Here is a 13,766-nt window from a genome sequence, read left to right as displayed (position 1 = left end):
GCGGCTTCCGGCCTGCCGAACCGGCTGCATTGAAGGGCGCGATCCCATGCCGTTAATTATAACGTGCGGCGGTGGTCTTGCCTTGAACCGGCGTACGAAGGGCGCATATTCAGGGCATGAGTATGGTCACAAACCAAGGTGAATCGACCATGGCAACCCGACATTATCTACTGGACCCGGACGGCCGAGTGGACGAGTTCTCAGAGCAGGAGGCGGCACGCGTGGCCAGCGGCCTCACGCCACTGCCTCAGTACGCCGACAAGGCCCTGCGTTATCTGCAGGTGGCGTATGACGACAATCAGCCCGCGCAGGGCGAACTGCGGGTGTACACCACCGGCGCGCTGATCCGGTTCGATGGCGATGGGCGCATGACCGAAGCCGACGCGCTGGACAACGATACCCACCGCGTCAGCGCCTTTGAACACGAAGCCTGCGTGCAGTTCGCGCTGCGCCATCAGGTGCCCGGTCAGTACGTGCTGAATTGATTTCGGTCACCGGTCGGGGTTAGAAACGGGGGCATGTCCTGCCATGCCCCCGTGTCCCTGCGACGCCTCACTTCCATTCGCGACGTCGATGCCGACACCTGGAACGGGCTGGTCCGGGCGGCCGGCCACGGTGACTATCCCTTCATCCAGCACGAATACCTGCGGGCGCTGGAAGATTCCGGCAGCGTCGGTGCCGGCACTGGCTGGGCACCCGAGCACATCATTCTGGAAGACGACAGCGGGCTGGTGGCGGCCGCGCCGGCCTATCGCAAGGCGCATTCCTACGGCGAATTCGTGTTCGACTTCGCCTGGGCGCAGGCCTACCGCCAGTGCGGTCTCGACTATTATCCCAAGCTGGTCTGCGCGATTCCCTTCGCGCCAGTGGAAGGCCCCCGGCTACTCGCCCGTCACGAGGCCGATCGCGCGGAACTGGCGGCGACCCTGGATGACCATATCCAGCCGGGCCCGCAGGAGGCCTCGTCACTGCACCTGCTGTTCGCTGATCACGCCGATATCCGCGCGCTGGAAGCCGCCGGCGGCCTGCTGCGTCGTGACTGCCAGTTCCAGTGGTTCAACCGCGACTACGCCGATTTCGACGCATTCCTCGCTACGCTGCCCGCCCGGCGGCGCAAGGAAATCCGTCGGGAACGACGCAAACTGCACGACGCCGGCGTGGTGGTGGAGCACTGGCACCCGCGTGATATCGATGAAGACCTGTGGGACTGGCTCTACGCGGCCTACGCCCGCACCTATCGCATTCGCGGGCAGCTGCCCTACCTCACACCCGTCTTCTTTCGTCAGCTCGCCGTCGCCATGCCGGATCAGGTGCACTACGCCATCGCCCGGCTCGGCAATCAGCCGCTGGGCATGGCCTTCATGATGCGAGGCGGCGACACGCTCTACGGTCGTCACTGGGGCTGCGTCGAGGATATCGACGGCCTGCATTTCGAGACCTGCTATTACCATGGCATCGACACCTGCATCCGCGACGGCCTGGCGCGGTTCGACGCCGGCGCGCAGGGCGAGCACAAGATCCGGCGCGGCTTCGAACCGGTGGCAACCTATTCCGCCCATCTGATCCGTGAACCGCGGCTGCGCCAGGCGATTGCCGATTTCCTGCAGCGGGAACGCCGGATGATGGCGGATTACCAGGATGAACAGCGCCGCCGCTGCGCCTTTCCCGATGCCGGGCAGCCCGCGGCATGACCAACCTGCGCCTGTACTGGCTGGATCCCGCCGACCCGGACGCCGGTTTCCCGGACCCCGCGCTGGCGCTGCATCAGCCCAACGGCCTGCTAGCCATGGGCGGCGACCTGTCACCCACGCGGCTGGTCAACGCCTATCGGCGCGGCATTTTTCCCTGGTACAACCCGGAGGAGTCCATCCTCTGGTGGTCACCCGATCCGCGCGCGGTCTTCGCCACCGACGCGGTTCACGTCAGCCGGCGTCTGGCCCGCATTATTCGCCAGGCCGACTTCGCGGTCACGCTGGATACCGATTTCAGCGCCGTGCTGGACGGTTGCGCCGCGCCTCGCGGTCACAACCCCGGCACCTGGCTGGGCTCGGACATGCGCGCCGCCTACCGCGCCCTGCACCAGCGAGGGCTGGCCCATTCCATCGAGTTCTGGCGCCACGGTCAGCTGGCCGGCGGGCTTTACGGGGTAGCGCTGGGGCGGGTGTTCTACGGCGAATCGATGTTTTCGCGCCAGCCCAATGCCTCGCGCATCTGCCTGACGCTGCTGGCGCGGCAACTGGCCCGCTGGGGCTTTCCGATCATCGACGGCCAGGTGGGATCACCGCACCTGTACCGAATGGGCGCGTTCGATATGCCGCGCACGGAATTTCTCGATCTGGTTCGGCGCTATGGCAGTCAGCCGATGCCGGCCGGACCCTGGCAATTCGACCTTAGCGTGCCCGCTGGCCGCGTCCACCTGCCCGATCATGCCGTAAATGATTGAACCGCGGCGCGCTTTGCCGGATAATCGCGCGCTTTCCCGGCATGAATCAAACGAGGCAATGGCCAAGGAAGAACACATTGAAATGGAAGGCACGGTCGTCGAGACCCTGCCGAACACCACCTTTCGGGTGAAGCTGGAGAATGGTCACGTGGTGACCGCGCACATCTCCGGCAAGATGCGCAAGCATTACATCCGCATCCTGCGTGGCGACAGCGTCACCGTTCAGCTCACGCCCTACGACCTGAGCAAGGGTCGCATTACCTACCGCGGGCGCTGACACGCGCCACCCCCGGGGATTACAGCACTCTCAGGCGCTGACCGTCTCCCGGGGAATCACCTCCAGATCCAGCTGGTCGTCACGCTCGTGCACGACCACCCTGCCACCACCGGTGAGCTGACCGAACAGCAGTTCCTCGGCCAGTGGTTTCTTGATGTTGTCCTGGATCACGCGCGCCATCGGGCGGGCACCCATCTTGGGATCGTAACCGCGCCGGCCGAGCCATGCCCGGGCGTCGGCATCGACTTCCAGCGTGACCCCGCGGCTCTCCAGCTGGGCCTCCAACTGGAGGATGAACTTGTCCACCACCCGGCCGATCACGTCGTCGCCCAGCGCGCGGAACTGGATGATCGAATCCAGCCGGTTGCGGAACTCGGGCGAGAAGGCGCGGCGGATCACTTCCATCGAATCGGTGGAGTGATCCTGCTCGGCAAACCCGATCGACCGGCGGGCCATGTCCTCGGCCCCGGCATTGGTGGTCATCACCAGGATCACGTTGCGGAAATCCGCTTCCCGGCCGTTGTTGTCAGTGAGCTTGCCGTGGTCCATTACCTGCAGCAGCAGGTTGAAGACATCCGGGTGCGCCTTTTCAATTTCGTCAAGCAGAACAAGCGAGTGCGGCTGCTTGGTGACGGCTTCGGTTAACAGGCCACCCTGATCGAATCCGACATAGCCGGGCGGCGCACCGATCAGGCGCGACACCGTGTGCCGCTCCATGTACTCGGACATGTCGAAGCGGATCAGCTCCACACCGAGATGCAGGGCCAGCTGCCGGGTGACCTCGGTCTTGCCCACGCCGGTGGGGCCGGCGAACAGGAACGAGCCAATCGGTTTGTCCGGATTGTCCAGCCCGGAACGGGCCATCTTGATCGCGCCGGACAGGGTATCCACGGCCTCGTCCTGACCGAAGATCACCAGCTTGAGGTCGCGATCCAGGGTCTTGAGCACGTCGCGGTCGGAGCGGGATACGCTCTTCGGCGGGATACGCGCGATGCGGGCGACCATGTCCTCGATATCGTGCACCTGCACGGTCTTGCGGCGGCGTGTGCTCGGGCGCAGACGCAGACGCGCACCGGCCTCGTCGATCACGTCAATCGCCTTGTCCGGCAGATGGCGGTCGTTGATGTGGCGCGAGGCCAGTTCGGCGGCCGCTTCCAGCGCGGTGTGGGTGTAGCGGACCTGGTGGTGTTCCTCGAACCGGGGTTTGAGCCCGCGCAGGATCTGCACCGTGTCGGGTACGCTGGGCTCGGGCACGTCCACCTTCTGGAAGCGCCGGGCCAGAGCCCGGTCCTTTTCGAAGATGCCGCGGAATTCCTGATAGGTGGTGGCGCCAATGCAGCGCAGCTCGCCCGAGGCCAGCAGCGGCTTGATCAGATTGGAGGCGTCCATCACCCCGCCGGAGGCCGCGCCGGCCCCGATCACGGTGTGGATCTCGTCGATGAACAGCATCGAGCCCTTCTTGCGGCCCAGCTGCGCCAGCACGCCCTTGAGGCGCTTCTCGAAATCGCCGCGGTACTTGGTGCCGGCGATCAATGCGCCCAGGTCCAGCGAATAGATGGTGCCGTCCGCCAGGATCGGCGGCACCCGGTCTTCAATGATCAGGCGTGCCAGGCCTTCGGCGATGGCGGTCTTGCCCACGCCGGCCTCGCCCACCAGCAGCGGATTGTTCTTGCGGCGCCGGCACAGTGTCTGGATCACCCGCTCGATCTCGTTCTCGCGGCCGATCAGCGGGTCGATGCGACCTTCCGCGGCCTTGCGGTTGAGATTGGTGGTGTACTGCTCCAGCGGACTCTTGCCGTCTTCCTCGGCGCCCTCGCCTTCCTTCTCGGCCGCGGCTTCGTCGCCGTCGCTTTCGGAACCGATCTTGGAAATGCCGTGGGAGATGAAATTGACCACATCCAGCCGCGTGATGCCCTGCTCGTTGAGCAGATACACCGCATGCGAGTCCTGCTCGGAGAACATCGCTACCAGCACGTTGACCGCGCTGACTTCCTTCTTGCCGGAAGACTGCACGTGATACACGGCTCGCTGCAGTACCCGCTGGAAACCGAGGGTGGGCTGAACCTCGTGATCCTCGGCGTCGCTGACCACCGGCACGTGGGTGTCGATGTAGGCGCGCAGTTCCTGCTCGAGACGGGTCATGTCCACGCTGCAGGCCTGCAACACCTCGACCACACCCGGGTTGTCCAGCAGCGACAGCAGCAGGTGCTCGATGGTGAGCATCTCGTGGCTGGCGCGCCGCGCGGTCATGAAGGCCGCGTCGAGGGCGGTTTGTAACTCCTGGCTCAGCATTGCGGGGAATCCTTGCGCGGTTGGCGCATCCGGTTCAAGCCTTTTCCATAGTACACAACAGCGGGTGCTGGTGGGCACGGGCGTAGTCGTTGACCTGGGCGGTCTTGGTCTCGGCGATCTGGGCCGAAAAGGTGCCTGCCACCGCCTTGCCGCGAGTATGCACGGTCAGCATGACCTGCATCGCCTGATCGCGCGAGAGCTTGAAGAAGCCCTGCAGGACTTCCACCACGAATTCCATCGGGGTGAAGTCGTCGTTGTGCATCACCACCTTGTAAAGCGGCGGCTGCCGGGTTTCCGGCGGCGCTTCCTCGACGTCGGCACCGACGTCGCCGTCGGGTTGCTTCGGCGTGCTGTTGCTCATGGGCAGATGGCGGGATTCTGGCGGCTACGGAACAGGCCCGTATTGTATCAATCGCGGTGGCGCGGTCGGGCGTGATCACGCGGTATTGGACGCGCCGCGGGCGCAAACGTTCCGGGCCGCTACTGAATGGCTTCCGCGTCCTCGCCCAGCACCGAGGCCAGCAGGTTGCTGATACGCCGCGGTACCGAGTTCTTCACCTCGAGCAGGGCCGTTTCCAGCGCGCTGTGGAAGGCGATCGCATCGGCATCACCATGCGACTTGATCACGATGCCCTGCAGGCCCAGGAAACTCGCCCCATTGTAGTTGCGGGGGTCAACCCGCTTGCGGAAGGACTTGAGCACCGGCATTGCCGCTAGGCCCGCCAGCCGCGTGCCCCAGTGACGGGAGAACTCCTCCCGCAGGAACTGGGCGATGAGCTTGCCGAGGCCTTCACTGGTCTTCAGCGCCACGTTGCCGATAAAGCCGTCGCACACTACGACGTCGACATCACCGACGTAGATGTCGTTGCCCTCGACATAACCGATGTAGTTGAGCTTGCTGCCGCTGAGCAGCCGACCAGCCCACTGGATCTGGGGATTGCCCTTGATTTCCTCGGCACCGATATTGAGCAGACCGACACGCGGGTTGTCGATGCCGTGAACCGCGGAGGCCAGCACCGACCCCATGACGGCGAACTGGAACAGCTGTTCGGGGGTGCACTCGGAGTTGGCGCCCAGATCGAGCATCAGGGTGTGCCCGTTGCGCGAGGGAATCGGCGAGATGATGGCCGGCCGGTCGATGCCGGGCAGCGTCTTGAGCACGAAGCGTGCCGTGGCCATCAGCGCCCCGGTATTGCCGGCCGACACGCAGGCGCAGGCACGCCCGGTGTGGACCAGATCCACCGCCACGCGCATCGACGAGTCCTTCTTGCTGCGCAGCGCCTTGGAAGGAGCCTCCCACATGTCGACCACCTGCGACGCATGCTGGATTACCAGTCGATCGGAGGTCTTGACCTTGTGTTCCGCCAGGGCGCGCTCGAGCAGCGCCTGGTCCCCGACCAGAATCAGGGACAGGTCCGGATGCTTATCGAGACTGCGCAGTGCGGCCGGGACCGCGGCCTTGTAGCCCTGGTCCCCGCTCATCGTATCCACTGCGATCGTAGAAGCCATCTCAAACACCCCCGTGGCCGCGACGGCTGCCATTGGGCTGCAATGCAAGGCGCGGGGAGCGACGTGTGGTCCTACCACATGAGCGAGCCGCAACGCCGCAGTGCGGCCCAATGGCCCCGTCCCGAAGGGTTGCGCCCAAAATCACGCCATGCGGCGTTGCGCGGCTTGGCCCTAGGAGTGCTAGGGCCGGCGCCACGCGCCTTGCCTGGCGCGATTTTGGGCAGCAACGCGGCTCACGCGGGTGCTTGAGATGGCTTCTGCCGGCGCTCATGATTCAGGTCGCCGGCAGGTACGCCGGCACACGCGATCCGCGGCTCAGGCCTCGTCGCTGCGCTGGATCACCTGGCGGCCGCGATAGAAGCCGTCCTTGGTGATGTGATGACGGCGATGGGTCTCGCCGCTGGTGGGATCCACCGACAGGGTCGGGTTGGTCAGCGCGTCGTGGGCGCGCCGCATGCCCCGCTTCGAGCGGGTCTTTCGGTTCTGTTGGACGGCCATGGCTCTATCTCCCGAATTCAGTTGCCGCGTTTCCAGTCCGCCAGTCCGGCGAACGGGTTGTCCGGGCGCTTGCCGCCTTCGCGGGGCGCCGGCTCGCTGCGCGAGCAGTCGTTGTTGTTGCAATGCGCTGCCAATGGCAACGCCAGAATCAGTTCGTCGTCGACCAGCGCGCCCACCGCCAGACTGTCGTCGTCCAGCACCAGCGGCTCACGATCACGCGGCACCTCGGCCGCCGCCTCATCGTCACGCACCATCGTCAGCCGTACGGTGACATGAATCGGCCATGCCACGCTCGCCAGGCATCGCTGGCAAACCAGCGGCACCGTGGCGGAAAGCTGGCCATCCATGACCACGCGCCGTTGTTCGTCCTCGCCAAAATCCAGCACCAGCCGGGCGTCGGCCGTGACAGCCGAATCCCGGAGCCAGTACAGGGATGACGCCAGTCGCGGCAGATCCGCCAGCGGCCAGTGCCCCTCGAGCCGGGCCTGAGTGGCGGCCAGTCGCCGCGGGTCCACGCGGTCCGGCAGGCGCGAGGAGGTCGTCATGGCGCGCGATAATAGACGTCCAACCACCCGAAGTCAAAGACATGCACCGCTTGACAGGCTCGCCACCGCGCCGTTGACTACGCCACCCCACACACTGCTCCCGACACCGATATGACGGCGCCGCTGATCCTGGCATCCGCTTCTCCGTTCCGCCGCGAACTGCTGGCCCGGCTACGGCTGACGTTCTCGGTGGAGCCGGCAGATATCGACGAAACCGCACAGCCGGACGAGGCACCCACCGACCTGGTGGCACGGCTGGCGCGGGAGAAGGCGGAGACCGTGTACACGCGACGTCCCGGTGCGGCGGTAATCGGTTCCGATCAGGTAGCGGACCTGGACGGCCTGGTACTCGGCAAGCCCGGCAGCCGCGAACAGGCGATTGCCCAGCTCCGCCAGCAGGCGGGCCGGACCGTGATCTTCCGCACCGGGCTCTGCCTGCTGGCACCCGATACCACACCGCAGACTGCCGTGATCAATGTGGAAACCCGTTTCCGCGCCCTGGATGACGCGGAAATCACCCGCTACGTCGACCTGGAAGCGGTGACGGCCACCGCCGGCAGCATCAAGGCCGAGGGCCTGGGCATCAGCCTGGTGGAGCATATTCGCAGTGACGACCCCACCGCGCTGATCGGCCTGCCGCTGATCACGCTCTGCCGCATGCTGCGGGCGGCGGGCTACTCACCCGGTGCGGACCCGACCGCCATCGCCTGACCATCGGCACGCGCTGTCAGCCACGCCGGCAGCGCCGCCACATCGGGAATCACCGCCAGCGCGCCGGCCGTCATCAGCCGGTCCGTGTCGTGTACGCCGCAGGCCACCCCGACCGCGGCGACCCCGGCATCGCGCGCCATGCGCATGTCGTATTCGGTATCACCCACCATCAGCGCCGCATCCGGCATGGTGGCGGATTGCAGCAGAATGTCCTCGAGCATGTCGGGCGCCGGCTTGGGCGTGGTTTCGTCGGCACAGCGGGAAAAGCGGAAATACTGCCCGAGGCCGGTCTCCCGGAAGTTGCGATCCAGTCCGCGGCGGCTCTTGCCGGTGGCTACCGCCAACCAGTGGCCACGGCCATGCAGGTCGGCAATCGCCGCCTCGGCACCGGCAAACGGCCGCGACTCTCCGCCAGGCGCGGTGTATCGCCGGCGGTAAGCGGTCAGCAATGCCTTGACCCGGTCGACCTCCATCTCAGGAAACAGGCGCGCCAGCACATCGTTCAATCCCAACCCGATCAGTTCCCGCATCCGGTCGGCATCGCGTTCGGGCAGGCCGATGTCCTGAATCGCCCGCTGCATTGACATCACGATTTCGGCGGCCGAATCCATGACCGTGCCGTCCCAATCGAAAATGATGAGTTCAGGAGGCGTCATCGCGGGCACTCAATTGCTGAAGGAAGACGGCCAGATCCTCGGGCGGCGATAGCGTCCATGCATGACCGGTATCCGGCCGCTGCAATTGCCAGGCATGCAGACAAAGCCGCGGTAGCCCGGCCGCGCGCAGGACCCGGTTGGCGGGCCGATCGCCGTACTTGTCGTCGCCGGCCACCGGATGCCCGATGTGGGCCCCATGTACCCGGATCTGATGGGTGCGGCCGGTGCGGATGTATACGGCTGCCAGCGTGGCATCGGCGAAGTGCTGCTGCGGCACGAACCGGCTGTGGGCACTGCGGCCGGCCGCATCAACCGCGCTCATGCGTTCGCCGCCCTGCTCCCGGTCCCGCACCAGCGGCGCATCCACGACTCGCTCGCCGCCCCGCCAGACCCCGGTCAACAGGGCCAGATAGGCCTTGTCGACGGCATGGTCGCGCCAGGCGGCCCGCCAGTCGTTGAGTGCCCGCCGGTTCCGGGCCAGCAACAGGCAGCCGCTGGTATCCCGGTCGAGACGGTGAATCAGCTCCAGCCGCGGTTCGTCGCGGGCGGTGCGCAGCAACTCCACCAGGCCGAAGCGGATGCCGGTGCCGGCATGCACGCTCAGGCCCGCCGGCTTGTTGAGGAGCAACAGATCCTCGGTTTCCTCGGCGATCGACGCGACCGCGGCCTGCATCAGCCGGTCCGGCGGGCGTCCGGGGTCGCTTCGCTCCGGCACGCGAACCGGCGGAATGCGCACGTCATCGCCGTCATTCAAGCGGGTGGCGGGCTTGGCCCGGCCGCGATTGACCCGCACCTCGCCGCTGCGAATGATGCGGTAGATATGCGATCGGGGCACGTCGCGCAGGCTGCGCATCAGGAAGTTGTCGAGCCGCATGCCGGCGTCTTCGGAATCGACCCGAGCATGTCGTACTTGAGGGGTTGTCGCTTGCAGATTACACTCCCCCGGTCAACCGCCCTGCCTCGCGCCGCTGGCACGCCGCCAACGGCTGCCGTGAAGAGGTTCGGCCAGGTGACCGTGATTCGATCAAGCGCCGCTGCCGCGCACTGGCGCCGCAGTCCCGCAAGATTAGCATGGCGCGCTGCTGACTCAGTCGCGTCTCGTGCTCAAACGAAAGACAACGAACGTAATTTTCATGCGCTCCCCCTGTGCACCAAAACGCCTGGCCGCCGCCCCCGAGGGCATCGTGGTCGGCCGGGCGGCCGATTATCCGACTCGGGGTCGAGCGCCGACCGAGATCCGCTTTCATGAAACGTATTCTGATCAACGCCACGCAGCCCGAAGAGCTGCGCGTGGCCATCGTGGATGGCCAGCAACTTCGTGACCTTGATATTGAAGTAGGCTCGCGCGAACAGCGCAAGGCCAACGTCTACAAGGGCCGCATCACCCGCGTCGAGCCCAGCCTGGAGGCCGCCTTTGTCGATTACGGCGGCGACCGTCACGGCTTTCTCCCGCTGAAGGAAGTGGCCCGGGGCTACTTCAAGAACGACCCCGGCAGCGGCCGGGTCGACATCAAGCAGGTGCTCAGCGAGGGGCAGGAGCTCATCGTCCAGGTCGAGAAGGAGGAACGCGGCAACAAGGGCGCTGCGCTAACCACCTTCGTCAGCCTGGCCGGCCGCTACCTGGTCTTGATGCCCAACAACCCGCGCGCCGGGGGCGTGTCCCGCCGCATTGCCGGCGACGACCGCACCGACCTGCGCGAGGCCCTTTCGGAACTGGAACTGCCCAGCGGCATGGGCGTGATCGTGCGCACCGCCGGCGTTGGCCGGTCCCCCGAGGAACTGCAGTGGGACCTGGACTACCTGGCGCAGTTGTGGGAAGCCATCGGCAAGGCTGCCGAGGAAAAAAAGGCGCCATTCCTGATCTACCAGGAATCCAACGTCATCATCCGGGCACTGCGCGATTACCTGCGCGACGACATCGGCGAGGTGATCGTCGATCAGCCGGAAATCTACGAGAGCGGGCGCGAGTTCATGGAGCAGGTCATGCCCCAGGCGCTGCCCAAGCTCAAGCTCTACAGCGACGAAACGCCGCTGTTTTCCCGCTTCCAGGTGGAATCCCAGATCGAATCCGCCTTCCAGCGGGAAGTGCGGCTGCCCTCCGGCGGCGCGCTGATCATCGACCACACCGAAGCGCTGACCAGCATCGATATCAACTCGGCCCGCTCCACCGGCGGCGCCGGGATCGAGGAAACCGCGCTGCATACCAACTGCGAAGCGGCGGATGAAATCGCCCGTCAGCTGCGGCTGCGCGACCTGGGTGGCCTGCTGGTGATCGACTTCATCGACATGGACGCCAATAAGAATCAGCGCGAGGTCGAGCGCCGCCTGCGCGAAGCAGCCACGGAAGATCGTGCACGGGTCCAGTTCGGCCGCATCTCCCGGTTCGGCCTACTGGAAATGTCGCGCCAGCGCCTGCGCCCCTCGCTGGGTGAGTACAGCACCCTGCCCTGCCCGCGCTGTTCCGGCCAGGGCAACATCCGCAGCGTCGAATCCCTGGCGCTGTCGATCCTGCGTCTGGTCGAGGAAGAGGCCATGAAGGGCGGCACCGGCCGCGTCATGACCCATACGCCCGTCTCGGTGGCCAGCTTCCTGCTCAACGAAAAGCGCGGCGACATTGCGGACATCGAGAAACGCACCGGCGTCGAGGTGACCGTGGTGCCCAATGCCGATCTGGAAACGCCGCACCACGAAATTCGCCGTGTCCGCGCCGACCAGCTGGCCGAGGACGGCAACGACGCCCGCAGCTACAAGCTCGAGACCGAAACCCCGGCCGAGCCGGCCAGCGAACGCATGACCCGGGACAAGGTTGCCGCGCCGCGCGCCGAACCGGCGGTCAAGCGCCTCGTTCGCGCCGCGGCGCCGGCCGGTGCGGCGCCGAAGCCGGTCGCCAAACCGACCGGTCCCGGCCTCTGGCAACGTTTCGTGACCGCCCTGAAAAGCCTGTTCAGTGGCAATGGCGAACCGTCCAAGGGCGATAACAAATCCCGCACGAGCGGCAAGACCAGCGCTGCCTCGTCGCGCGGCCGCGGCGACAGCCGCGACAACAGGCGGCAGCCGTCCCGCCGTGGTGCCAGCGATGGCGGCCGCGACCGCAGCGGCAACGATCGCCGTGGCCAGCAGAACCGACGTGGCGACAACAAGCCGCGCGGCAGTGGCAGCGGCCGCAAGCCGGGCACCGCAAGCAAGCCCGAGAGCGGCGATGCGCCCAAGGCCGACGACAACAAGCGCCAGAACACTCCTGCCAAGGATAATGCCGCCCAGGACAACAACAACACGGGTGACAGCAACAAGAACGACAACAATGATCGCCGTCAGGCCCGCGGCAACAAGCCCGAGGAAGGCGAGGAAACCCGCAGCCGCAGTCGTCGTGGCCGTCGCGGCGGCCGTCGCCGTCGGGGTGGCCGGGGTCGCGGTAGCGGCAACGGCGAGGCTGGTAGCAACAACGCCAGTACCGGCGATAACGCCAGCGACAGCAATAACGCCGATCAGGCCGCCGATGGGGCAACGAATACCGCCGCCAGCGGCAACGATACTCGCCAGCACAATGATGGCGACCGTCGCCGCGACGACGCCAACCAGAGCGAAACGCCGGCAACCACGTCACCCGCGGACAGCAACGACGCCAGCGCTACCGGCAACCAGACCGCCGACGTGCCGAATGAGACGAGCGCGGACGACAGCCGCGACCAGAAGCGCCCGGATCGCGTATCCAACGGCGACGATAACAGCGGCGAGCCGCTGAATGACGCGGCGAGCACCACCCCCGAAAAAGCGGATGGTGACAAGGCCGACCAGTCCGCCAGCGACGGCGACGAGTCCGGCGGCGACACCAAGCCCCGCGGACGCACGCGCCGCCCGCGGGGCGGTACCCGCAACCGCCGCAAGTCTCCCGACAAGGACGCTGCGGCGACGGAAGCGACCGCCGAGGATATGCCGGCGGACGCAGCCACCAGCAAGGCGACCTCGACGTCAGACGACGCCACCCCGGCCGAGACGGGCGCCGGGCGTGACGAGGGTGACGCCGCTAAGCCGGCCGCCGAGACAGCATCCGTCAAGCCTTCCGCGGACGAGCAAGTGGATGCTCCCGCAGCCGACAAGGGCAGCGATAACCAGAAGCGCGACGCGGAAACGGCAAAGACCGATGCGGAAACTGCCGCAGACGACAAGCCGGCGGCCGAAAGCCAGCGGGAACCGGCGCTGAAGCAGGTCGAAACCCGGCCCGATGCGCTGGCCGACGGCAACGATGCCGCCGAAAAGCCGGAGCCGGCCGACAGCTCCACCCGCTGATCGTTCGCAAAGACGAGCGGACCGCCCACCCGGGCGGTCCGACTCAGTCGGCGGGCCGCAGGCGCGCCTCGATATCGTCGAACAGCGCCTCGCAACCGCGTTGCACCGCATCGAAGACCCGTTCGAAGCCGTCACCTGCGCCGAAATACGGGTCGGGGACTTCCCCGCCGCCCGCATAGTCCAGCAGGCGGTGGATTTCCGCCGGGCCGCCGTGGCGGACCTTCAGCGCCAGCAGGTCCTCGAGGTTGGCATTATCCATCGCCAGCACCAGATCGAACCGGTCGAGATCCGCGGCTTCCACCTGCCGTGACCGCAACCCGGCCAGATCAACGCCGTGACGCTTGGCGGTGGCCGTGGACCGCGAATCCGGTGAGGCGCCGACGTGATACCCGTGGGTCCCCGCGGAATCGATGTCCACCTGCTCGACCAGCCCCCGGCGGGCGCGAATCGCCCGCGCCACGCCCTCGGCAGTGGGTGATCGGCAGATATTTCCCATGCAGACAAAAAGAACTCGCATCAACGCAATCCGGCGTCCGGCAGAAATCACG

Annotated in this window: 14 protein-coding genes; 6 read left to right on the top strand and 8 right to left on the bottom strand. The window is 66.4% G+C overall.

Annotated features, from left to right (window positions below; all coding sequences use genetic code 11):
• Positions 1 to 149 precede the first annotated feature (149 nt).
• Genes RM531_RS00330 through infA form a run of 4 tightly spaced genes read left to right on the top strand, consistent with a single transcriptional unit; the run spans position 150 to position 2,720 of the window.
• Positions 150 to 485 carry a hypothetical protein gene (locus tag RM531_RS00330; protein ID WP_311656423.1) on the top strand — a complete coding sequence of 112 codons (336 nt, stop codon included), beginning with the start codon at positions 150 to 152 and terminating at the stop codon, positions 483 to 485.
• A 51-nt stretch (positions 486 to 536) separates the two neighbouring features.
• Positions 537 to 1,691 (top strand): GNAT family N-acetyltransferase, encoded by a 1,155-nt coding sequence (locus RM531_RS00325; RefSeq protein ID WP_311656421.1) that lies wholly within the window; start codon positions 537 to 539, stop codon positions 1,689 to 1,691.
• Positions 1,688 to 2,443 (top strand): leucyl/phenylalanyl-tRNA--protein transferase, encoded by a 756-nt coding sequence (gene aat / locus RM531_RS00320; protein WP_311656419.1) that lies wholly within the window; start codon positions 1,688 to 1,690, stop codon positions 2,441 to 2,443. The genes RM531_RS00325 and aat overlap by 4 nt, the downstream gene beginning before the upstream one ends.
• Before the next feature lie 58 nt (positions 2,444 to 2,501).
• The gene (infA, locus tag RM531_RS00315; protein WP_311654063.1) at positions 2,502 to 2,720 is read left to right on the top strand and encodes a translation initiation factor IF-1; all 219 of its coding nucleotides are present in this window, start codon (positions 2,502 to 2,504) and stop codon (positions 2,718 to 2,720) included.
• A gap of 30 nt (positions 2,721 to 2,750) precedes the next feature.
• Here the strand turns inward: infA and clpA are convergent, their stop codons facing one another.
• From clpA to RM531_RS00290, 5 genes are all read right to left on the bottom strand, one after another.
• The gene (gene clpA, locus RM531_RS00310) at positions 2,751 to 5,012 is read right to left on the bottom strand and encodes an ATP-dependent Clp protease ATP-binding subunit ClpA (protein WP_311656417.1); all 2,262 of its coding nucleotides are present in this window, start codon (positions 5,010 to 5,012) and stop codon (positions 2,751 to 2,753) included.
• Positions 5,013 to 5,046: 34 nt separating this feature from the next.
• Positions 5,047 to 5,373, bottom strand: coding sequence for an ATP-dependent Clp protease adapter ClpS (gene clpS / locus RM531_RS00305; RefSeq protein WP_311656416.1), 327 nt, complete (start codon positions 5,371 to 5,373; stop codon positions 5,047 to 5,049).
• Positions 5,374 to 5,492: 119 nt separating this feature from the next.
• Positions 5,493 to 6,521 carry a phosphate acyltransferase PlsX gene (gene plsX / locus RM531_RS00300; RefSeq protein WP_311656415.1) on the bottom strand — a complete coding sequence of 343 codons (1,029 nt, stop codon included), beginning with the start codon at positions 6,519 to 6,521 and terminating at the stop codon, positions 5,493 to 5,495.
• Between the two features lie 315 nt (positions 6,522 to 6,836).
• Positions 6,837 to 7,019, bottom strand: a complete 183-nt coding sequence (gene rpmF, locus RM531_RS00295; protein WP_311656413.1) for a 50S ribosomal protein L32 — start codon at positions 7,017 to 7,019, stop codon at positions 6,837 to 6,839.
• Between the two features lie 17 nt (positions 7,020 to 7,036).
• Complete coding sequence (locus tag RM531_RS00290) at positions 7,037 to 7,564, bottom strand: YceD family protein (RefSeq protein ID WP_311656412.1); 528 nt, start codon at positions 7,562 to 7,564, stop codon at positions 7,037 to 7,039.
• A 111-nt stretch (positions 7,565 to 7,675) separates the two neighbouring features.
• Between RM531_RS00290 and RM531_RS00285 the strand changes: the two genes are divergently transcribed.
• On the top strand, positions 7,676 to 8,275 hold the full coding sequence (locus RM531_RS00285) for a Maf family protein (RefSeq protein ID WP_311656410.1): 600 nt from the start codon (positions 7,676 to 7,678) through the stop codon (positions 8,273 to 8,275).
• On the opposite strand, the gene RM531_RS00280 is transcribed toward RM531_RS00285, so the two are convergent.
• Complete coding sequence (locus tag RM531_RS00280) at positions 8,239 to 8,931, bottom strand: HAD family hydrolase (RefSeq protein WP_311656409.1); 693 nt, start codon at positions 8,929 to 8,931, stop codon at positions 8,239 to 8,241. The two genes, RM531_RS00285 and RM531_RS00280, sit on opposite strands and share 37 nt — an antisense overlap.
• On the bottom strand, positions 8,918 to 9,805 hold the full coding sequence (locus tag RM531_RS00275; protein WP_311656407.1) for an RluA family pseudouridine synthase: 888 nt from the start codon (positions 9,803 to 9,805) through the stop codon (positions 8,918 to 8,920). The genes RM531_RS00280 and RM531_RS00275 overlap by 14 nt, the downstream gene beginning before the upstream one ends.
• Positions 9,806 to 10,176: 371 nt before the next feature.
• Here RM531_RS00275 and RM531_RS00270 point away from each other — a divergent pair, with 371 nt between their 5' ends.
• Positions 10,177 to 13,218 carry an Rne/Rng family ribonuclease gene (locus RM531_RS00270; protein ID WP_311656405.1) on the top strand — a complete coding sequence of 1,014 codons (3,042 nt, stop codon included), beginning with the start codon at positions 10,177 to 10,179 and terminating at the stop codon, positions 13,216 to 13,218.
• Positions 13,219 to 13,261: 43 nt separating this feature from the next.
• Here the strand turns inward: RM531_RS00270 and RM531_RS00265 are convergent, their stop codons facing one another.
• Complete coding sequence (locus RM531_RS00265) at positions 13,262 to 13,735, bottom strand: low molecular weight protein-tyrosine-phosphatase (RefSeq protein ID WP_311656403.1); 474 nt, start codon at positions 13,733 to 13,735, stop codon at positions 13,262 to 13,264.
• Positions 13,736 to 13,766: the final 31 nt, after the last annotated feature.

This window comes from Spectribacter acetivorans, assembly GCF_031846305.1.
GTDB lineage: Bacteria > Pseudomonadota > Gammaproteobacteria > Nevskiales > Salinisphaeraceae > Spectribacter > Spectribacter acetivorans.
This window is presented reverse-complemented; position numbering and strand designations above follow the sequence as displayed.